At 64.4% G+C, this 21,278-nt stretch carries 18 protein-coding genes and 1 riboswitch; of the genes, 4 read left to right on the forward strand and 14 right to left on the reverse strand.

Going from position 1 to position 21,278, the window contains the following annotated elements; all coding sequences use genetic code 11:
- Nucleotides 1-50 precede the first annotated feature (50 nt).
- Both FJ428_RS01750 and FJ428_RS01755 read right to left on the reverse strand, forming a co-directional pair.
- Nucleotides 51-524, reverse strand: coding sequence for a 6,7-dimethyl-8-ribityllumazine synthase (locus FJ428_RS01750; protein WP_140497787.1), 474 nt, complete (start codon nucleotides 522-524; stop codon nucleotides 51-53).
- A gap of 76 nt (nucleotides 525-600) precedes the next feature.
- Nucleotides 601-803: riboswitch (FMN riboswitch) on the reverse strand.
- Between the two features lie 59 nt (nucleotides 804-862).
- Entirely contained in the window at nucleotides 863-2,053 is a 1,191-nt protein-coding gene (locus FJ428_RS01755; protein ID WP_140878821.1) for an MFS transporter, read from the reverse strand.
- A 49-nt stretch (nucleotides 2,054-2,102) separates the two neighbouring features.
- On the opposite strand from FJ428_RS01755, the gene FJ428_RS01760 reads away from it, so the two are divergent.
- Together FJ428_RS01760 and FJ428_RS01765 are read left to right on the forward strand one after the other, a co-directional pair.
- A complete protein-coding gene (locus tag FJ428_RS01760; protein ID WP_140878822.1) occupies nucleotides 2,103-2,642 on the forward strand; it encodes an Lrp/AsnC family transcriptional regulator in 540 nt (179 codons plus the stop codon).
- A gap of 154 nt (nucleotides 2,643-2,796) precedes the next feature.
- Nucleotides 2,797-3,609 carry a class I SAM-dependent methyltransferase gene (locus FJ428_RS01765; protein ID WP_140555490.1) on the forward strand — a complete coding sequence of 271 codons (813 nt, stop codon included), beginning with the start codon at nucleotides 2,797-2,799 and terminating at the stop codon, nucleotides 3,607-3,609.
- Here the strand turns inward: FJ428_RS01765 and FJ428_RS01770 are convergent.
- Both FJ428_RS01770 and oiaX read right to left on the reverse strand, forming a co-directional pair.
- Entirely contained in the window at nucleotides 3,606-4,928 is a 1,323-nt protein-coding gene (locus tag FJ428_RS01770) for a four-carbon acid sugar kinase family protein (RefSeq protein WP_140878823.1), read from the reverse strand. The two genes, FJ428_RS01765 and FJ428_RS01770, sit on opposite strands and share 4 nt — an antisense overlap.
- Nucleotides 4,929-4,936: 8 nt before the next feature.
- Nucleotides 4,937-6,187, reverse strand: coding sequence for a 3-oxo-isoapionate-4-phosphate decarboxylase OiaX (gene oiaX, locus FJ428_RS01775; RefSeq protein ID WP_140878824.1), 1,251 nt, complete (start codon nucleotides 6,185-6,187; stop codon nucleotides 4,937-4,939).
- A gap of 282 nt (nucleotides 6,188-6,469) precedes the next feature.
- Between oiaX and FJ428_RS01780 the strand changes: the two genes are divergently transcribed.
- Entirely contained in the window at nucleotides 6,470-7,183 is a 714-nt protein-coding gene (locus FJ428_RS01780) for a transcriptional regulator NanR (protein WP_140514647.1), read from the forward strand.
- 2 nt (nucleotides 7,184-7,185) lie between these two features.
- Here the strand turns inward: FJ428_RS01780 and FJ428_RS01785 are convergent, their stop codons facing one another.
- The 10 genes from FJ428_RS01785 to FJ428_RS01830 form a co-directional block, all read right to left on the reverse strand.
- Nucleotides 7,186-9,024: a hypothetical protein gene (locus FJ428_RS01785; RefSeq protein ID WP_140878825.1), complete on the reverse strand. Its 1,839-nt coding sequence runs from the start codon at nucleotides 9,022-9,024 to the stop codon at nucleotides 7,186-7,188.
- Entirely contained in the window at nucleotides 9,021-10,055 is a 1,035-nt protein-coding gene (locus FJ428_RS01790; RefSeq protein ID WP_140878826.1) for a Gfo/Idh/MocA family oxidoreductase, read from the reverse strand. Before FJ428_RS01790 ends, FJ428_RS01785 begins: the two co-directional genes overlap by 4 nt.
- 2 nt (nucleotides 10,056-10,057) lie before the next feature.
- Entirely contained in the window at nucleotides 10,058-11,122 is a 1,065-nt protein-coding gene (locus FJ428_RS01795) for an ABC transporter permease (RefSeq protein ID WP_140675085.1), read from the reverse strand.
- Nucleotides 11,122-12,669 (reverse strand): sugar ABC transporter ATP-binding protein, encoded by a 1,548-nt coding sequence (locus tag FJ428_RS01800; protein WP_140878827.1) that lies wholly within the window; start codon nucleotides 12,667-12,669, stop codon nucleotides 11,122-11,124. Before FJ428_RS01800 ends, FJ428_RS01795 begins: the two co-directional genes overlap by 1 nt.
- A complete protein-coding gene (locus tag FJ428_RS01805; RefSeq protein WP_140547284.1) occupies nucleotides 12,666-13,310 on the reverse strand; it encodes a DUF2291 family protein in 645 nt (214 codons plus the stop codon). Before FJ428_RS01805 ends, FJ428_RS01800 begins: the two co-directional genes overlap by 4 nt.
- A 76-nt stretch (nucleotides 13,311-13,386) precedes the next feature.
- The gene (locus FJ428_RS01810) at nucleotides 13,387-14,328 is read right to left on the reverse strand and encodes a D-ribose ABC transporter substrate-binding protein (protein WP_140559315.1); all 942 of its coding nucleotides are present in this window, start codon (nucleotides 14,326-14,328) and stop codon (nucleotides 13,387-13,389) included.
- A gap of 274 nt (nucleotides 14,329-14,602) precedes the next feature.
- Nucleotides 14,603-15,430, reverse strand: a complete 828-nt coding sequence (locus tag FJ428_RS01815; RefSeq protein WP_140497811.1) for a phosphogluconate dehydrogenase C-terminal domain-containing protein — start codon at nucleotides 15,428-15,430, stop codon at nucleotides 14,603-14,605.
- Between the two features lie 95 nt (nucleotides 15,431-15,525).
- A complete protein-coding gene (locus FJ428_RS01820; RefSeq protein ID WP_140497813.1) occupies nucleotides 15,526-16,575 on the reverse strand; it encodes an ABC transporter permease in 1,050 nt (349 codons plus the stop codon).
- Entirely contained in the window at nucleotides 16,572-19,052 is a 2,481-nt protein-coding gene (locus tag FJ428_RS01825) for an ATP-binding cassette domain-containing protein (RefSeq protein WP_140878828.1), read from the reverse strand. Before FJ428_RS01825 ends, FJ428_RS01820 begins: the two co-directional genes overlap by 4 nt.
- Before the next feature lie 74 nt (nucleotides 19,053-19,126).
- Nucleotides 19,127-20,149 carry an ABC transporter substrate-binding protein gene (locus tag FJ428_RS01830; protein WP_140520883.1) on the reverse strand — a complete coding sequence of 341 codons (1,023 nt, stop codon included), beginning with the start codon at nucleotides 20,147-20,149 and terminating at the stop codon, nucleotides 19,127-19,129.
- Nucleotides 20,150-20,507: 358 nt separating this feature from the next.
- Between FJ428_RS01830 and nanR the strand changes: the two genes are divergently transcribed.
- Nucleotides 20,508-21,221, forward strand: a complete 714-nt coding sequence (gene nanR, locus FJ428_RS01835; protein WP_140497819.1) for a transcriptional regulator NanR — start codon at nucleotides 20,508-20,510, stop codon at nucleotides 21,219-21,221.
- Nucleotides 21,222-21,278: the final 57 nt, after the last annotated feature.

Genomic DNA, 21,278 nt, shown 5'->3' on the forward strand with positions numbered 1-21,278 from the left:
CCGAGATACTACAGGCTGTTACCGGGATTTCTACCCCGCTCTCGGCTGTTTCAGGCGGCGATGTGCCTTCGCGCCGCCAGAATCTGGAGGCATGCGCCGGCCGCTTCCTTGCCCTTTACCTGGAAGTGCTCGAGGAAGAAGCGGTGGTGCTCGGAGCTGTCGTGGTAATTGTGCGGCGTCAGTACCGCCGAAAGCACCGGCACGCCGGTCGTCAACTGCACATTCATCATGCCGTCGATGACCGCGCCGGCGACGAATTCGTGCCGGTAGATGCCGCCATTGACGACGAAGGCAGCGCCGAGGATCGCGGCGTAGCGACCCGTCTCGGCCAATGTCTTGGCGTGCAGCGGGATCTCGTAGGCGCCGGGCACGTCGAAGATTTCGACGGCAAAGCGGCCGTCGCCCAGTGCAGCAAGCTCCGCCTCGAAGGCAGCGACACACTGGTCGACGATATCCGCGTGCCAGCGCGCCCTGACAACGGCAACGCGGGTCGTTTCATAGTCTTTGTGGGAATGCTGATTCATGGGTCCATCCTTCCGTTTCGAACCAGAATCAGGACGCACGATACGAAAACCGGCCGCCGGGGCGGTCCGTCTTCCGTTTCGTTCTCTTCCATCCGGACTGTAACCGTCGGCTCCGGAATCACACCGGATCTGCTGACCCTTCCGGTTTTGCCGGAAAGCGCTCGCGGGCTTGGGTCCCGCGCATGACCCCGAAAACCGGACCGGTTTTCGGAAAGAAATCATGCGCAATCAGGAGTCCTTACCGCCGGTGGGGACTTTCACCCCGCCCTGAGAACATTAACGGCTTTGTATGGAAGGGCAGGGGCGCCGCTGTCAACCGCGCGCGGGCTGGTGGCCCATCACGTCCTGTGTGGCTGGCGCGTGCGCCAAGCGGCGGCCGAAGCCGCGACCAGCATCAGCAACGCCGCCACCATTGCCGATGCGGCAAAGCCGAAATCCGAATATAGCGGCCCGAAGCCGGTGGTGCCGACAAAGACCGCCAGATATGTCACCGCGCTGTTCAGGCCCATGATCGTGCCGCGCCGTGACGGATCGAGCGCCGACAGACGCATCACCAGTACGTTCAGACCGAAGTGATTGGCGAGACCCCAAGCCGCCACCATGGCGAGCATCATGCCATAGCTGTTGCTTGTCGCGGCGATCGCGACATAGACGATGGCGACGAGCAGGTAAGCGAAGGGCATGACGCGGCGAGCCCCCAGGCGATCGATGATGCCGTCGAAGAGCGCCGCCGTGCCGAACCCGGCGCCATAGGCGAGTGCGGCCAGGCCGTTGGCGCTGACCGGCTGACCCAGCCCGCTGTGCAGATGGTCGCCAAGATAGCCATAGACACCATAGAAGGCGGTCATGAAGGCGCCGCAGGCGATCAGAAGCGGCACGATGCCGGGAATGCCGAGCGCCTCGAGCGGCGCCGGCGCCGGGCCGGCCTTTCTGACATCCGGGAGTGACGACGCGGTAAGGCTGCCAAGCGCCAGCGCCGCCAGCAGCGCCACGGCGGCGAAGACGGCCCGCCAGTGCACGAGATCGGCAAGCACCGCCGACAGCGAAACGCCGGCCACCATGCTGAGCGTCCATCCGGTCAGCACAACGCCGATCGTTCCGCTTTCCCGTCCAGGTGGGGCAATCGCCGCGGAACTGGCATAGATTGCCGGCATGGCGACGCCGGCGGCGATGCCGGTGAGAAGCTGCGCAGCGACCAGCGCCGTCACCGTCGGCGCCACCGCGCTTGCGACAAGCGCCAACGTCAGCAGCAGCAAGGCCGCCTGAAGCATCCGGCGCGCGCCGACCCGGTCGATGTAGCGTGCCAGGAACAGGGCGCTCGCCGAGGTGCCGAGGCCGAACGCGGCGGCCGCCATCATGACGACAGGCACGCTGGTCGCGAACGACACGGCCACGGCGGGAGCAATCGGACCCAGCACCAGGGAGTTCGAGCCGATGACGGCGATGCATCCGGTCAAGAGATAGGCCAGCGCCGGAATGGGCGGCCGGGCATTCGCACCCAGGGTTGCTGCTTGATCGCTGTTCGACATATATTCATAATGGCCGTATTTTATTCGGCTACAATCGGGAATTTCCACTATGGACGAAGAAACAAATGGCATTCCGCAGAACAGGCCGGCGCCCCGCGATCTCGACGCGATCGACAGAAAGATATTAGGCGTTCTCGTCGACGACGCCATGGTCAGCTATGCTGAGCTTGGCGATCGTGTCGGCCTCTCGCCGCCCGCCGCGCATGAGCGCGTCAAGCGCCTTCGGCGCAGCGGCGCCATTCGCGGCACGGCTGCCATCATCGACCCCAAGGCGGTCAAGAAGCCGCTGCTGGCATTCGTGCATATCGACACCAAGGGCTGGGGCAAGACGCCGGAGCTGATGGCGGTTTCGCAATATCCGGAGGTCGAGGAGATCCACACGGTTGCCGGCGACACCTGCATGCTGCTGAAGGTCCGTACGGAGGACACGCGGGCGCTCGAAGGCCTGCTGTCGCGCCTCTACGAGACACCCGGCGTCACCTCGACGCGCAGCTACGTGGTGCTGTCGACCTATCTCGAGCGGCCGGTGCAGCCCGGCGTCACGACGCAGTGGCCGGCGCCCAAGCACATGGCCGAGCCTCTGTACTAAGGCCTGATGCCATAAGCGCGAAGCGGTTTTCGGACGACATCATGCTCTATCTCTTTGATTTGGAGCTGGACTCGCCGCCTCCGCCGAAAACGCCGCAAAACAAGGAATGATATGCTAATCTCCCGAGCCTCTAGGCAGAGGGCGGGTGGTGGCAATGCTGGAAACGGACAAGGTATTCGCTGGCTCTATACCGGAAAACTACGACCGCTATATGGTGCCGTTGATTTTCGAGCCCTTCGCTGCGGATATTGCAGGACGAGCAGCGTCCCTGTCGCCCGCCGCCGTTTTGGAGACGGCCGCCGGCACCGGGGTCGTTACCCGTGCATTGGCGCCGAAACTGTCTCCCGGCGCAAGCTATACGGTAACCGACCTCAACCAGCCGATGCTCGACTATGCCGCTTCGCGACAACCTCCCGACGGTCGCATCACATGGCGTCAAGCGGACGCCTTGGCGCTGCCGTTTGAAGATGCGACCTTCGACCTCGTTTGCTGTCAGTTCGGTGCGATGTTCTTTCCCGACCGGCCATCGGCCTACCGCGAAGCCAGGCGTGTCCTGAGGCCGGGCGGACATTTCCTGTTCAGCGTATGGGATCGCATCGAGGAGAACGTCTTTGCCGATGATGTGACGAATGCTCTCGCAAGGATCTTCCCCGACGATCCACCGCGCTTTCTGGCACGCACACCCCATGGCTACCACGACAAGGCAGTGATCCGTCACGAGCTGGAGGATGCTGGGTTCTCCGGTGTAATGATCGAGACGAGAGCCGAACAAAGCCGTGCATCCTCGCCGCGCCTTCCCGCCGTCGCTTATTGCCAGGGAACTGTGCTTCGCACCGAAATCGAGGCCCGGGAGGCCGGGAAACTGCAAGCCGCGACCGACTACGCCGCATCCGCGATTGCAGACAGACATGGCAGCGGCGCGGTGGCCGCCAAAATTCAGGCTCACGTCATCATGGCAACGGCTTAGCTTCCCAGCCGGATCGTCTCGAAATAGGCGTCGGTGCCGACCTGGCCGCCCTTGAGCGCGATTTCGAGTCCATCGATCGCGCCCCCGCCATGAGCGACACAGAGCGGTGATCCCGGCGATTGCGGCAACGGCATGCGCACGGTCAGCGCGTCGATGGCCAATTGTCCGAGCGCGTGACTGGAGGTGTCGCCACCGGCGATCACCGCGCGCTTGAGTTTCTGTTCCACGATTAACCGGCGCAGGATTGTTCCCAGCGCTCGCCCGAGCGTGTTTCGCGCACCTTCGATCCGGTCGATCTCGGCGCCACGGTCGGCCTGTGGGCCAAGCGCGGTGTAGAGGATGACGCTGCGCCCCGCAGCCAGGCTTGCCAATCCGCTCGCGACGGCGCGCTCGATTGCCTCCTTGGCGCCCTCCGTGACCAGTTGCATGGCATCCATCTCGACGCCGTCGAAACCGTGGGCAAGGGCGTGGCGGATCTGCTTTTCGGTGGTCGGCGACACGCTGCCCGAGACCACCGCGAGGCGGTCTACCGGTCCCGGCGGCGCGAACGACGCCTGCCCGGAGGCAATGCCTTTGCCGGCCCATTCGGCAAGCAAGGCATATTCGACGCCCGAGGATCCGACGACGAAGCCATGGCCTTGGTCATGGATGCGCCAGATCTGTTCGCCGACGCGTCTCTGTGTCTGGCGGCTTTCGACATCAAACAGGATGACCGCCCTGTTTTGCACGGCCTGGTCGACCGTTTGCGCGAGATCGTCGGTCTGCAATGCAGCCAGGTCGACAAGGCCGGAGCTGAGACTGGTCTGGCGCGAGAGATGCACGAGCAGGTCTGCTTCGTTCATCGGCGTCACCGGATGCCTGCTCATCACCGGATGCCTGTCGATGCGGAAATACTCGCCGCGGAACGCCGCGAAAAGATTGCCGAAGGCCGTGTAGCGCTTGAGCTGCGGCGCGCCGACGACCATCGGCACGCTACTCTGGCCGAAGATGCGCCGGCCGATCTCGATGGCGCGGCCGATATTGCCGACCGTCGGGCTGGAATCGAAGGTCGAACAGATCTTGTAATGGCAGATCGCCGCTTCGAGGCTCTTCAGCCATTCGAAGGCGGGCGCCAGATTCTGCTCCATCCATTGCGGCGTTTCGCTTCGGCTGGTGCCGGCCAGTCCGACGGCGCGGCAATGGAAAAATCGCGCCAGCAGGCGCTCATCGGGCCGACGCATGAACAGCACCGTCGGCACGCCGCCGAACTCGAGCGCCTCCATGACATCCGTCGAGCCGGTGAGGTCGTCGCCATAATAGCTCAGGAGCAGGTTCTGCATGGCTTCGCTCAGGCCGCCTTGCCGTCGCTGAATTTCTCGATCGAGCGTGCCAGCTCGGCATGGTTGCGCGCGAATTCGTCGAGGGCAATGCCCTCGACCGCGGCCTGCCACGCTTGCAGCACCGCGCGCACCCCGGCGCCGGGCCCGTCCGGATGGCTGACGATGCCGCCGCCGCAGAGATAGAGGAGATCGACCGTGCGGCCGGTGCGCTCATAGGTCTCGGGCGCCTGGCCGCCCCATTGGCCGGAGCAGGCCACGGGCAGCGCGCAATCGTATGATGAAAACAGCGGCGTGGTCACCGCTTCGAAAGAGCGGATGAAAGAATCGTCCGGCTCCCAGTATTTCGAGCCGATACCGTTGATCTGGAACTGGTCGACGCCGAGCAGCCGCCAGAATTGCTGCCATACCTTGAAATCCATGCCGAGGCCGGGATGGCGGGTGAGAATGTCCCAGCCATTGCGGTGCGCATGCAGCGCCAGCCCGGAGCGCTTCCTGAGGAAAGCCATGCCGCCGAATCCGATGGAGTTGATGTTGACGACCGCGCAATTGCCGCCGGCTTCCAGCACCAGATCGTGGTTGCGCATCATCTCGTCGGGATCGGCATGCGAGATGCCGAAGGCGTACATCACTTTCTTGCCGGTCTTTTGCTCGTGGTCGCGGATCAGCGGCATGATCGCCTTCACCCGCTCAGCGAGCGGCGAATAGGCCGGGCTCATCAGCTTCTCGTCGTCCTTGATGAAATCGACGCCGGCTTCGATCAGTTCGCCCACCATCGCGGCTGTCTCGTGCGGCCTGAGGCCAAGCGCCGGCTTGATGATGGTGCCGATGATGGGACGGCCCTCGACCCCGGTCAGCCTGCGGCTGCCGGCAACGCCGAATTGCGGGCCGGGATGGGCGCCCCGATATTGTTCCGGCAGCTTCATGTCGATGACCCGGATACCGGACAGGCCCCTGATCGAATAGGTGCCGCTGATGGCGATCGTCATCAGCGCCGACAGGTCGGTGCCGATGGCGTCGAACGGGAAGCCGATATCGACATCGGCGCGCCGGAAGGGGCCGTTCCCGGATCCGGGAAGCGACGGCTGCTCGGCATCGGGCAGGGGCCTGATCGCCAGCACACGAGCCGCCACACGCGCCTTTAATTCCTCGGTCTCGCCGGGCAGTGGGACGAAGGTGCCGGTCGACTGGTCGCTCGCGATCTTGGCCGCCAGCGCTTCGATGCTGCCAGAGGTTTCGATGCGATAGGTAAGCGTGATCATGGTCTGTCGGCCGCTCGAAAAGGGTTCGAAAAAAGTTTTGTCGCGCAGGAAATCTGGTATAATGAGTACCTAAGTATTGCAAGCAATATCCCGACTTCGGCAAGAGGGCCGGCTTCGGCAATTCCGGGAAATGAGCGGCGTTTTTCGTTCGGAATGCCTGGAACAAACAGCTGGCGCGGCTTGGCGATTGCATGAAATCGCGGGACCGCTCCAGGCGCAGGCATTCCGGTAATCCTGCCTGGAATGCTAAACAGGAACCGGGCCAGGGAGTGATTCGTCACGATGAACCGTTCGGAGCCGATCGTCCGGCGCAAACTTTCCGACGAAGTCTTTGCAAGGCTGAAGCGGCTGATCACCAGCGGCGAGCTGCAGCCGGGCGACGACATGCCGTCCGAACGCGAGTTGATGGAGCGCTTCGAGGTCGGCCGGCCGGCGATCCGCGAGGCCATGCAGGCGCTGAGCAATATGGGACTGGTCGCCATCTCGCATGGCGAGCGCGCCAAGGTGCTGCAACTAACCGCCAAATCGATCATCAAGCAGGTCGACGGCGCGGCCAAGATCATCCTGTCTTCATCCAGGGACACGCTGGAGCACCTGAAGACGGCGCGCATCTTCTTCGAGCGCGGCATGGTCAGGGAAGCCGCGGAAAAAGCGACCGCCGAGGATGTGCAGCGGCTCAGGGCAACGGTGGCCGAGCAGCGCGCCGCGCGCGGTGATTCCGAAGCCTTCATCTCCGCCGACATGAAGTTCCACACCCAGATATCGGCGATATCGGGCAATCCGATCTATGTCGCCGTCAGCGAAGCCACGCTCGGCTGGCTGAAGGAATACCACACCGAGATGCTGATCTGGACCGGCAAGGAACAATACACGCTTACCGAGCATGAGGAGATCATTGACCGCATTGAGCACCGTGATGCCGACGGCGCCGAAAAGGCGATGATCAAGCATCTCGAACGCTCGCGTGCGCTCTATGTGATGAATTCCGATAAGTAGCTCTAGCCAACCCGGACAATGGCGTAGGGCGACATCGTAAGATGGCCCTGACCCAGTGCCGAAACATCAACCGGGACGTCGTTCGCCGTCAGGTTCGCCAGCCAGACGACAATGTCGCCCGAGGCGGCGCGACCGGCCAGCACCGCAACACGCGTCTCGTCGCTTGTTTTCGCGGCAACATGCGCGAGCCCAGCCAGTTCGCAAAGCCCTTGGACGGCCCGGAAAATCGGCCGCGGCGATCCCTCGGCGACAGGTTCGCCGGATGCGGCCAGCACGCCGAATGGTCCGGTGATGCTGGACAGTGTCAGCATCTCCAGCCCGGCCGGCGCGACGCGCGCGGCATAGCCAATGGTCCAGGCGGCGGCAAACTGCGCGGCATGGCGGGGATCACGGTTCGCCATGGCAATGCGTTGGCCGGCAAAATTGTCCTTGGTCGCGCCGCCATAGGGGTTCTGTCGCATGGCAATGGTTGACGGGCCGATCCGGTAAGGCTTGTCGCCGAAGATCGCCCGGGTCGACCGGGTGATGAAGGGCAGCGCCTCCAGCGATTGCATGACACTGAGATCGTCGGCGGCGTGGACGATCGGACAGGTGCAGTGCGTGACGAAATCGAGTTGGTCGGCGGGCACGCGCTTACGGTTGAGCTCGGTGAAATAGCTGAACATGCCGCCGCCGAGGCGGATCCCGGGAAAGGCGCGCCGCGCCGCGGCATAGATTTCTTCCAGCGGCGGGCATGCCGGCCAGGCGCTGCCCGGCGGCGTCGACTGGCGGTCGACCGAAGGCGAGACGGCAACCGCATCGAGCCGCAGGCCGACCCGGCGCACCATATCGGCGACATCGGAGAATTCGGCATCGAGGTCGCCCGTGCAGGCCACCACGCATTCGAGCGTGGTCGAGGCGGGATGCGCCGCGGCGAGCCGGGCATGGGCGCGCAGCGCGTCCAGGCCGTGGCCGCGCGTCGGATCGAAGTGGAACAGGAGTTGCTGCGGACCGAGCCTTGCGAGCATCGGCAGTTCGGCCAGCGTTGCCTCTACGTCCTCGGGATAGACGATCACGCCGACATCGGGCAGCCTCGGCCCGGTCTCGCCGAGTTCGATGCGGACCGGTTCGGCACTCGCGGTCGCGGCGGGCATCCCGGCGCCGCCGGTGAGGCGCAGGCTCACCGTCTGGCGCAGCGGTTCGCCGGCCGGCAGCACATAGGGCCACGGCAAGGCCAGCGGCCGCACATAGGTCTTGTAGGAGGCGTCCGACCAGTTGCGCTGGTCCTCCATTTCGAAAGTATCGCCTTCCATCCTGCATTCGGCGCTGACGCCGGGACGCACTGCATGGGTGATGGCACGCAGGTCCTTGAAGGGCTGCCATGGGTCGATCAGATCAGGCAGTTCCGTGTCCACCACCCTGCCATCGGTGTGCTCCACCGTCACCGGGCTGCCGGCGAGGCCGGCGATCGGATGCAGGATGCAGAAGCCGCAGCGGTTGGTCTCGAAATCGCTCTCCGGCAGCGTTGTCACATCGAAGACCAGCCTGCCGTCGGCGGAGCCTTCGATCGTCGCGTGGAAGCGCAGGCTGCTGCCGCCCGGGCCGGTGCAATTCGCCTCATAGCTTACCGAGAAACGGTCGACCTTCTGGTCGATGGTCAGGTCCGTGAGCTCCGGCTCATAAGTGCCCCAGTCGCGGTCGCGTACGATATAGGCGATGGCGCGCAGCACTTCGGTGCCGGCATGCCGGATTGTGCGCAGATTGCCATTGACCAGCTCGGCACTCAGCGCGCCCGCCTGCAGCAGGATCGGTGCCGCTTCGGCCGCCCGTGTGCCGTAAAGATCGAACACGTCGGCCGTCATTGCAGCAAGGCTTCGATCTGCACCGGTTCGCGGCTCGCAGCACCCGCATAGGCGGCCTCGACCAGGGCGAATGTCTTCAGATTGTCGGCGCCCGAGGTCGCCGGCTCCTTGCCGCCGACAAGGCAGTCGACCCAGTGCCGCTGGATGGCCAGCACGCTTTCCTGGATGTTGTGCCATGGCCGCGAGGCCCAGGGCAGGAGCGGCGGCGAGACATCGCTCACTCTGGTTCCGCTCTTGCCGGTGACGGTCAGCCGGTAGCCCTGCGCCAGCCGGATCGTGCCGTCGACGCCGTCGAGTTCGATAAGTGTTTCCGGGAACGGCTCGGTGGCAAGCTTCGTCGCATAGCTGCAATCGACAACCGACGTGGCGCCGCCGGCATGATCCATGAGCATCGTCGCCACATCCTCGCCGGCGATGGCGGGGTTGATGCGTGTGGTCCGCGCGGTCAGGCTCGTGACGTCGCCGAGCAGGAAGCGGGCGATGTCGAGGATGTGGATGCCGAGGTCCTCGATGATGAAGCGTTTTCCCCTTGCCAGATAGGGCTGGCCGGAAAACACGTCGTAGCCGGAGCGGAAGGAGATGCGGCCGAAGAACGGCGTGCCGATCTCGCCTCTGTCGAGCACAGCGCGCACCGCCTGGATCGGCGACTGCCAGCGGAAGTTCTCATGCACCATCAGCGGCACGCCGGCTTTGGCGCAGGCCGCGACCATCGCCTTGGCATCGCTAAGCGTCGGCGCGAACGGCTTCTGGCAGATGACGGGAACGCCATGCGCTGCCGCCATCTCGACCAGCGGTCGATGGCTGCCGACAGTGGTGGCGATGTCGACGAAGTCGAGGGTCTCGGCGGCGAAAAGTTCCGCCGCATCGGTGTAGCGCCGCACCACGCCGAACTGGTCGCCGACGATCCGCAACCGCTCCGGATCGCGGTCGCAGATGGCGTCGATCGAGGCGCCTTCGATATCGCGCCAGGCATGCATCTGGTTGACGGCGAAGAAGCCGCAACCGATCAGCGCTCCACGCAACTCCGCCATGCTCAGCCCGCCTTTGCCATCTGCATCAGGGTAACGCGCTGCTGCAGCCGGCGCTGCGCCTGGTCGACGACGACGGCGACGATGATGACGAGGCCCTTGATCACCATCTGCCAGAACGAGCTCACGCCCATCATCACCAGCCCGTCCGAAAGGATGCCGATGACGAAGGCGCCGACGATGGTGCCGCCGATCGTGCCGCGGCCGCCCGACATCGAAGTGCCGCCAAGCACCGCCGCGGCGATGGCGTTGAGCTCAAAGCTCTCGCCCGTCGCCGGATGCGAGGCCATCAGCTCCGACGAGATGATCAGCCCGACGATTGCCGCGCAGAAGCCGGAGAACATGTAGACGAACATCTTGACCATGTTGACGCGCACGCCCGAGATGCGCGCGGCGCGCTCATTGCCGCCGACGGCGAAGATGTGGCGGCCAAGCGGCGTGTAGCGGGCGAGATAGGCCGCCCCCACCGCCACCACGATCAGGATCCAGATCGAGACCGGCAGGCCGAGCAGCCGGCCGGCACCCAGGAAGCCGAAGCCGGTGGTGCCGAGTTCCGGCTTGCCGACGAGATTGGGGAAAGTGCGGCCGTCGGAGGAAAGCAGCGCGAAGCCGCGCGCCACATAGAGCACGCCGAGCGTGGCGATGAAGGGCGCGACGTTGAGCCTGGTGATCAGCAGCCCGTTGACGGCGCCGATCAGCATGCCGACCGCGAGCGTGATCAAGGCGATCTCGACGACATTGAAATAGATGGTGTAGCCGATCTGCAGGTCGATGCCGTTGAGCACGAGGTAGCCGGCCACCATGCCGCACAGGCCGACGATCGAGCCAACCGAAAGGTCGATGCCGCCGGTGATGATGACGAAGGTCATGCCCATGGCGAGAAAGGCATTGAGCGCCACGTGCTTGGCCATCAGGATCAGATTGGCGGCCGACAGGAAGTTCGGCGCCGCGATCGAGAAGAACACCAGCACGGCGATCAGCGCAATGAAGGTTCTGAGCTTCATCAGCGTCAGCAGCGCCGAGCCGCTGGAGGCGGAGGAAGCGGCAGCCTTGGCCGGAATGTCAGTCATCAGCGTTGCTCCCCATGTGCGGCCGGTCCGTGGCCCAGCGCCGACGCGGCGACGATCGCCGCCTCCGTCGCTTCGGCGCGGTCGAACATGCCGGTCAATCTGCCATTGCTCATCACCGCGATGCGGTCGGACAGCGCCATCACCTCGTCGAGGTCCGAGGTGGCGAACAGGATGCCCAGCCCGTCGCGCGAAAGCTTGCGCATGGTGCGGAAGACATCGGCCTTGGCGCCGACATCAATGCCGCGGCTGGGCTCGTCCATCAGAAGCACTTTCGGTCCGGTGAGCAGCGCCTTGCCGATCACCACCTTCTGTTGGTTGCCGCCCGACAGCGACGAGACCTCCTGCGCCGGGTCGGCGACCTTGATTGCGAGTTCCCGCACCATCTGCATCACGGCCTGCCGCTCGGCACCGCCGCGGATGTGAAACAGGCGCACGAAGCGCGACAGGCTCGCCATCGTCAGGTTGCTGGCGACCGACAGGATCGACACCAGGCCCTCGCGCTGGCGGTCCTCTGGGATCAAGGCCAGCCCTCGCTGGATGCGGCGCGTCGTGTCGCGCTCCTTCACCTGCTTTCCGGCGATGAAGATCCTGCCGCTGGCATGGCCGTGACGGCCCATGATGCAGTCGAACAGCTCGCTGCGCCCCGCACCCATCAGCCCGTATATGCCGAGAATCTCGCCGGCGCGCAGCGACAGCGAGACGTGGTCGACCGCCAGCCCGCCGGTGACGCGTGGCAGGCAGATCTCCTCGGCGCGGAAGATTTCCGCGCCCGGCACATGGCCGTCGGCCTTGGCGAAGTCCTTGGCGTCCGAGCCGATCATCTGCCGCACGATCCACTGCGTATCGACGTTTTTCATCTGCTCCTGGCCGGTGATGCGGCCGTCGCGCAGCACGGTGATGTAGTCGCCGATGCGGATCAGTTCCTCCAGCCGGTGGGAGATGTAGACGATGGCGACGCCGCGCGCCTTGAGGTCGGCGATCACCTTGAACAGGATCTCGACTTCGGCGGCGCTCAGCGCCGAGGTCGGCTCGTCCATGATGAGGATCTTGGCGTCGAGCGAAACCGCCTTGGCGATCTCGACCAGTTGCTGCTGGCCGATGCGCAGATCCTCGACCAGCATGTCGGGCCGGATGCCGGCTTCCAGCCGCTCCAGGAATTCACCGGCCCGGCGCTCCTGTTCCTTGCGGTCGGTCTTGCGGAAGCGGTTGGTGATCTCGCGCGTGGCGAAGATGTTCTCGGCGACCGACAGGTTGCCGAACAGGTTCAGCTCCTGGAACACCATGCCGATGCCGCGGTCGACCGCATCTCCCGACGACGAGAAAGAGACCTCTTCGCCTTCGAGCAGGATGCGCCCTACGGTCGGCTGCTCGACGCCGGCGATGATCTTCATCAGCGTCGACTTGCCGGCGCCGTTTTCGCCGACCAGCACGTTGACCGCGCCCTTGCGCACTTCGAAATTCGCCTGCTTGACCGCGACCGTGCCGGCATAGACTTTCGAGACATCCTCCAGCTTGAGGATGACGTCATGGCCATTGGCCTGGCTCATGGCTTCGGCCCGATCTCGGCCTCAGCCGGCGTCACCAGCGGCAGGTCCTGGCCGCCTTCGATCGTATAGGCGCCGAGCACCTTGGCGGTGCGGCCTTCCAGCGCCTCGCGCGGCAGCTTGGAGAGCACCGTCTTGGCCGCATGGGCGTTGAAAGCCTTGCCGAACTGGGCGAAGTCGATCTGGTTGGTGAAGTCGTTGAACTGGACGAAGTCGAGGCTGTCGCGCAGTGCCGTGCCGCGCATCGCCGGCCCGATCTGAACGCGCGCGTCCGCCTTGCCGTCACCGTCGGCGTCGACATCGATGGTGGCCGCGCGCGACTGCGTGTTTGCCGCGACGATCTTGCCCTCGACGCGCACGGCGAACGTCCATGGCGAATTCGCCTGCTTCTTCGGATTGCCGTATTTGGCGCCGGCCGCGGCCGGATCGGTCTTCGCCAGCGCATGGACCTCGGCGAACGGTCCAGCCTTCTGCTGCAGATAGGGAATGACTTTCGCCGCCCAGATGTCCTCGACCATCTTGTCAGGGTTGAAGGCGGAGGCATTGCCGTCGCCTTGCGCCGATGGCGTCGGAAGGATCTTGCAGGCGCTGAGCGCGATGCCGGCGGTCAGGGCAAGGATCGGCCAACTCGGCTTTTTCTGCATGGCGGTCGAGGCATCCTGGTGAAAAGGAGCGAGGGACGAACCTCGGTTCGCCCCCCGCTGTTCGCGTTGCGCCGGCTCAGTTCTTGAGCGCGAAGGTTTCCAGCTTGGCGGCATTGTCGCCATTGATGAGCACGCAGTCCATCAGCTGCTTTTCCTTCTCGGGCGACTTCTTGTTCTTGATGAAGTCGTTGGCCTGTTCGACCGCCATCTGCGCCTGGGCATAGGCCGGCTGCAGCACCGTCGCCTTGATGCCGCCCGAGGTGATGGAATCGCGCACGTCGTTCGATCCGTCGAAGCCAACGACGATGACGTCCTTGCGGCCGGCCGCGGCAAGCGCCGCATAGGCGCCCATCGCCATCGTGTCGTTGCCGGAGATGACGCCCTTGATGTCAGGATTGGCCTGCAGGATCGATTCCATCTTGGAATAGGCCTCGGTCTGGCTCCAATTGGCCGATTGCTGCGCGACCATCTTCAGGTCCGGATAGTCGTCGATGACGTCGTGATAGCCCTTGGAGCGGATGCCGGCATTGGTGTCGGATTCCTTGCCGACCAGCTCCACGAAATTACCCTTCTCGCCCATCAGCTTGACGAATTCCTGCGCGCCGAGCTGGGCGCCCTGGTAGTTGTTGGAGACGATCTGAGCCACCGCGACGCCGGTGGCGTTGATCTCGCGGTCGATAAGGAAGGAGGGGACGCCGGCCTCCTTGGCCTTCTGCACGGCGGCGACGGTGGCGTCGGCACCGGCATTATCGAGGATGATCGCCTTCGCGCCGCGGCCGATCGCGGTGTCGATCAGTTCGGACTGCTTGTTGGCGTCGTCGTCATGGACCAGCACCAGCGCCTCGTAGCCCAATTCCTTGGCCTTGGCTTCGGCGCCGACGGCTTCCGCCTTGAAGAAGGGATTGTCGTGCGATGGGGTGATGATGGCGATGAGATCCGCCGCGTAGGCGGGCATCGCCGTGCCGAGTGCCAGCACGCCTGCGAAGGCGGCAAGCGTCATTCTACGTGTCAGTTTCATGAAGTCCTCCCGTTGAAACCCATGCCTCGATCGTTTCGAGGCCTCTATCTACGATTGAATTCGTCAGGCAGGGCCGGCAGCGCGCCGCCCGGATTTCAGAGCCGATCGCCGGCTGTCATCCGAACTGCTCCTCGCTCCGCTCCCGCCGTCCTCACTCGCATCAACTTCAAACTTCAACGAAGCATGACCGATCCGAGTCCGGGAACAGCTAAAGCTAACTGGTATAATGAGTCAACCACTAATTCAGGTGATCTGTATCTAAGCGGCGGCCCACTCAGGTAATCCGCTGGATGCTGGCTGCGATCTCTTCCGGTTCGAAGACCCGCTTCCAGTCGTCGCGCATCAGCACCGGCTTGCCGAATTCGATGGCCTTGTTGCAGGCGTCGGAGAACACGCCTTTGGTTTCGCCGAAGATTACGGCGCCGAGCACATTCATGTGGCCGAGCAGGAAATCGAGGGCCGCCTGCTGGTCGACGCCCCGCGCCACGACCTCGTCGACAGCTTCCTTCATGACCACCAGCAGCGAGGCGCACACGGTCTCAGAAAGGCCGGGCTCGAGCAGCGCCATCTGCTCGACGGAAACGCGGTGCGAGCGCATCACCGGCGCCCAGATGATCTTGGCGATGGCCTCGCCCTTGGCGTAGTCCGCTTCCGGTCCCTGCATCAGTGCGCTGACCATGTGCTGCTTGGCCTTGACGCCGCCGAAATAATCCTTCTTGGCCGCCATGTCGGTTTCGTCGTTGAAGATCGGCGGATGGCAGGGGTGGGTGACGAAGTAGGTCAGGTCGGGACGATCAGGCAAATGGCCGGCAAACGGCGCCGCGGCATCGAGAACGATCACCATCGTGCCCGGCGCAAGCTTGCTTTCGATGCTTGCCGCGACCTTGCCGATATGGGTGTCCGGAACCGCCAGGATCACCACCTCGGCGCCTTCCAGCGCCTCGTCGGCACTGACCGTATCGAAGCCCAGCCCGGTCTTCAGCCGCTCGCGCCCGGCGTCGCTGACTTCGACATGGCGGATCGTATAGGGCGAGCCGCGGAAATTGGTCGAAAGGCGGTAACCCATTTTGCCGCCGGCACCGAACAGCGCGATCGTCGTCATCTAGCCTTGCTCCTAAATATTGAACGATGGTCTCGCCAATCGTCACCTTATATACTGGTATGATCACTCTACCATCTTGGCAAGAGAAATCATTGTCACTGCGGCCTGATTGCCGCAGCGCCCGCCTTAGGTTTCGCCGTGGCGTCGCCGGCTGCGCTCTCGAGGGCGGCGGGGTCGATGGCGGCGCGCCGCGACAGCACCTGCCGGCCGGCCAGCGCCAGAACGAAAATGACCACGATGCCCTGGACGATGTCCTGCGCGCCGGGCGGCAGGCCGATGATCTGCATGGTGGTGACGATGAGGATCAAAAGGATGCTGGCGAACAATGTGCCGAGCGCCGTCGCGGAGCCGCCGAAGATCAGCGTTCCGCCCAGTACCACCGCGGCGATGGATTGCAGGAGATAGGGCTGGCCCATTTCAAGGAAAGCGCCGCCGATATAGGCGCCCAGCAGCAGCCCGTTGAGCGAAGCCAGCACCGAGGAGATGATGAAGGCCGAGGCGATGACCCGGTTGTTGCGGATCGCTGCCAGCCGCGCCGCCGCGCGGTTCTGGCCGACTGCCGAGAGCAGTTGCCCGTAAACGGTATAGCGTAGCACGAACGACGTTGCGGCGACGCCCAGGATGGCGATGACTGCCATGATCGGCACGCCCGCGACGCGGCCCGTGGCCAGCGTCTTCAACAGCGGACTGACGGCGAAGCCCGATATCGCGCGGTTCGACAGCAGCGTTGCGGTTGCCAGCACATAGCCCGTCGCCAGCGTGGCGATGATGGCCGGTATGTTCAGCCCGACGACGAGCAGCGCGTTGAGAGCGCCGACCGCAAGGCCGAGCAGGATCGCGGCGCCGACGCCGACGGCGAGGTTGGCGTCCTGGCCCTTGATGGTCAGCAGCGCCACGAAGGCGCTGAGCGTGATCACCGAGGCCACGGAAAGGTCGATATTGCCGCGCCCGGTGGTGACGACGAACATCTGGCCGATGCCGACGACCGTTAGGAACGAGGCCGACAGAACGATGCCCGACAGGCTGGAGAGGCTGAAGCGGTTGGTGACGATGGACAGCACCAGCCAGAGCAGCAGCACCCCGATCGCCGACCAGATCCAGCGGTTTTTCTGCGCCCAAGGGCTGAAGGCGGCAAGCGCGTTCATTGTTCGCTCCTGCGGTCCGCGGTCAGGCTGCGCAAGGTCAGCAGGGCGATGAGGATCAATCCCTGCGTCGCCGCATTGAAGTCGCTGCTCACGCTCAGCGTGCCGAGCAGCGCGCCGATCAACGCCAGCGTGACCGCGCCGGCGACGGCGCCGACCGGCGAGATGACGCCGCCCAACAGCGAACAGCCGCCCATCACCACGGCGGCGACGCTGAGCAGGGTGAACGAATTGCCGGAATTGATGTCGCTCGCCGTATTGATCGCCGTCAGCGACAGGCCGGCGGCGGCGGCGAACAGCCCGGCGACGAGGTAGCGCACCAGCGCGTAGCGCGTCGGCGACCAGCCGGAACGGATCATCGCGGTCGGATTGTTGCCGAAACCGCGCAGCACCACGCCGAGCGGCAGCCGGTCGATCACGAACACCACGATTGCCACCGCGGCGATGAGGATGATCGAGGTTGGCACGAAGCCGAGCGACCAGTTGAACATTGTCGACAGCCATTCGGGGCTGGCGCCGCCGGGCGTCGGCTGCAGCGCATAGCCTATCCCGACCCAGATGAAGGAGGCGCCCAGCGTGACGACGATGGCCGGGATCTTGCGCGCCTGGATCAGGCCGCCGAGCCCGGCATAGGCGACGATCGCCGCCGCCAGCGCCAGGGCGCCGAGCCACGGTTGGTCGTAGAGCAGCGTGGCGCTGAGCACGCTGACGAGCCCCGCGAACGCGCCGACGCCGAGGTCGATCTCGCTGCCGCCGACGATGAACATCTGCGCCGCGGTCACCAGTACCAGCGACAGCGCCGGCATCAGCAAGAGGTCGAGCCCGAAAATGGAGGCGACCGCCGGATTGGCCGAAATCATCACCGCCAGCACGGCGGCGAGGCCGATGAAGGGGGCAGCATTCACCAGCCTGCGGGCAAGCCCGGCGCCGGCAGCGCCGCTGCGTCCCGCACTGGCGGCTTTGTCCGTCTGCTGGGCAAAGGACGCTCCAACGACGGCTGATTCCGTGATCGCCTCGCCGGCCAGTTCCTTGACGATGCAGCCGCCTGAAAACACCAGCACGCGGTCGCAGGCCAGGAGTTCGGCATCTTCGGTCGTGTGCCAGATGAGCGTGCGCCCGCCTCGCGCAATGTCGTTGCAGAGGCGGTAGAAGTCCTGCTTGGTGGCGATGTCGACGCCGCGTGTCGGGTCGTCGAGCAGGACGATCGGCGTGTCGGCGACGAGCGCCCGGGCGACGAGCGCCTTCTGCTGGTTGCCGCCGCTGAGCTCCAATATGTTGGATCCGAAGCGGGTTTCGTCGAGCCGCAGCCGGCCGGCGGCATCCGCCGCTGCCGCGCGGTTGGCGCGGTCCGAGACCAGGCCCAGCGCCGGGCGGCGTGCCAGGGCGCCGATGCTGATGTTCCCAAGCACGCTCCACAAGGGGAACACGCCTTCCTTCTGGCGGTCGCCCGCGATGAAACCGGCTTCACCGTTCCTGGCGACGGCCGCATCCGTTCCGGAATCGGGCTTGAAGATTGCGTGCAGCAACTCCTTCTGGCCGCTGCCTTCGAGGCCTGCCAATCCGATGATTTCACCGCGGCCGATCTCGATGTCGCGGCCGAGTTCGGCCGTCAGGAACCCGGACAATCGCACCAGCGCTTCGCGGCTGCCGGTGGTGGCGGTACCATGCTGGTGGATCGAGTTGGCGTCGCCCCCCATGAGCTGCACCAGCCTGCCGATCGACGTCTCGGCCACATCGCCGCGCCAGGCGGTGCGTCCATTGCGCAGCACGACCACCTGGGTGGCGATGTCGATGATTTCCTGAAGCTTGTGGCTGATGAAGATGAAGGCGAGGCCGGATTTGGCCCGCTCGCGGATGAAGGCCCGCAACTGTCTCGAGCGATCGAGATCGAGCGAGGAGGTCGGTTCGTCAAGAACGATCAGCTTGACACCGGGGGTCGCGGCGGCGCGCGCAATCTCGACCATTTGCCGTTCGGCGATGGAGAGGTGGCCGACTTCGGCATTCACATCGATGCCGTTTGCGGGGAAGACGGCGTCCAGCGCCGAGCGGGCGCGCGCCCTGTAGAGTGCCCGCCAGCCCGGCCGGTTGGCGGCATCCGCCGGAATTTCCAGGAAGAAGTTTTCGGCCACCGAGAGGTTGGCGCACAGCGACAATTCCTGGTGCACCATGCGGATGCCGCGGCGCTGTGCTTCCGCCGTGTCGTAGCCGGCGAAGCCGATATTCTGGCCGGCAAACGAAATCGAGCCCAGGGTCGGCCACATCGCCCCGCACAGGATGCGCATCAGCGTCGATTTGCCGGCGCCGTTGCCGCCGACCAGCCCGATGATCTCGCCGGTGGAGACGGCGAGGTCGATCTCTGCATTCGCCAGCGTCGGTCCGAAGCTCTTGGTGATCCCGGAAAGCGAAACAACGCTCTGCCGGGTCGGATCGGCGAGCACCGCGGCGGCTGCGCCTTCCGGGGCTACGGCGAGATGGGACATTCGTCCTCCGTTTCTTCACGGGCAGGGACCGGGCGCGGCCGTTCCGCGGCGCCCGGTCCCTGGCATTGCCAACCTTACTTGCTCAGCAGGTTCTGCTTGACCCAGTCGAGCGAATAGCTGGGGCTGATGATCTGGCCGCCAGGCAGCTTTGCATATTCCTTGAGGTTGCCGGCATCGACGGTGGCCACCGGCATGATCATCATCTTGGGTGCCTTGGCGCCCTTGAGCAGCGACAGGCCGAGCCAGAACGCGGCGCCGCCAATACCGGGCGTGGTGTTCATCGAGACCGTCTGGTAGCCGTTCTTGGCGTTCTCCTCGGCCCACCATTTGACGAAGTCGGTGCCGCCGCCGCCTTCGATGATCGGCATCTTGCCGGCATAGTCGCCGCCATACTGGACGAACGCCTGGGCGATGCCGACATCGTCGCTGCCGCCTTGTGCGAGCACGGCGTCGACATGCGGCAGGGAGGGCAGCACGTTGGCGATGGCCGCCTGTGCGACCGACGCGGTCGCCTGGCCATAGACCGTGGCGACAACCTTGATATCGGGATATTTGGCCAGCACCGACTGTTGCGCGTTGAACATGTCGTTGTCGGGCGCCGAACCCTTGACGCCGCGCACCTGGATGACGTTGCCCTTGCCGCCGATCATCTTGAAGACGGCCTCGGCCTGGGCTGCCTTGTAGCCCTTGAAGTCGAAGTTGAGCTGGTAGTTGCAGGGCGCCGAGGCGACCGAATCGAACGAAACGACGATGATGCCGGCCTTGCAGGCTTTTTCGATGATCCCGTTGACCGCGGTTTCCGACGCGGCATCGACGGCGAGCACGTCGACCTTCTTGAGGATCAGCTCGGCGATCTGGCTGTTCTGCTGCGCCACCGAGCCGTCGCCGTTCATGACGATGTAGTCGGCAATCTGACCGGCCGCCTTGGCTTCCTTGGCCGAGGCTTCGAAAGCCTCCACCATCTGGTGCCGCCAGGTGTTGCCGTAATAGGCGTTGGCGAGCGCGATCACCGGCGCATCCGGTGACGCCATTGCCGGCACAGCCGAGACGCTGACTAGCGCGGCGCCGGCAAGCGCCGCCACGGTTGAAAACTTCATGATATTTTCCTCCCAAAAAACACCGGCCGATACGTCGGCCTTCTGCCATTCCGTTACGACATCCTCCGAAAGACGCCATACCAGCTACATGTTATACCAGCATACCAAATAGGCAAGCGGGCACCGGAACCTCGATTGCCGAAACCTCCTTCGATTAAGGACGAGACGAACTCAGCCGTCGGCTTCGTTCTTTCCTTGGCCAAACGGAGCCGGCCTGCCCCGGCAACTGGCGACCGGTCCAAATCCAGCCGTAGACGGACGTTAGGTCATCATATATGTAATGTCAATCGATGGCGGGACCCTTGTCCGCCGACGCGACTCGGGATCGATTGTTCCGCGAACACCCAGGGAGGGACGGATGGAGCCGGTCCAGAAAAAGAAACTGTATGTGGAGGTGCTTGACCGGTTGATGGCGGCAATCTCGACATCCGAATTCCCGCCCGGCTCTCAATTGCCGTCGGAAAAGGAACTGATGACGATGATCGGCGTCGGCCGGCCCTCGATCCGGGAAGCGATGCTGTCGCTGCAGCAGATGGGACTTATCAGGATCTCGCACGGAGAACGTGCCCGCGTCATCAATCCGACGCCTGATGTCATCGTCGATCAGGTCTCAGCGGCGATGGTCATGATGCTGGCGACGAACTCTCGCGGGCTTGAAGAACTCAAGGAAGTCAGGCTCTTGCTGGAAACCGGCCTGGTTCGGATAGCCACGCGGCGCGCTACGGCCAAGAGTTTGGAACGCCTCGCGGAGACCTTGCGTCATTTGCGCGAGGCAAAGGGCGACCAAGCCCGGTTTGTAGCTGCCGACATGGAGTTCCACGCCGTCATTGCGGAGATGAGCGGCAATTCGATGATAGCGGCGGTGGCGAAGGGAATGCTCGAATGGCTGTCCCGTTTCAAGCGCGATCTGGTGGCGATGAAAGGCGCCGAGCGGCTGACGGTCGAGGAGCATGAGCGGATCTACAAGGCAATCGCCGGCGGCGATCCGGAAGGCGCGAGCGCGGCAATGGCCGACCACATTGGCCGCGCCAACGAGCTCTATTCGAAACTGGCCGGCGGTGGAGCCGGCTGAGCGGCCGCCGAAATTTTTTTGCCCGAGAAAACTCATATGATGACATGATTTCTTTTT

The sequence above is a fragment of the Mesorhizobium sp. B2-8-1 genome, from assembly GCF_006440955.1.
Lineage (GTDB): Bacteria > Pseudomonadota > Alphaproteobacteria > Rhizobiales > Rhizobiaceae > Mesorhizobium.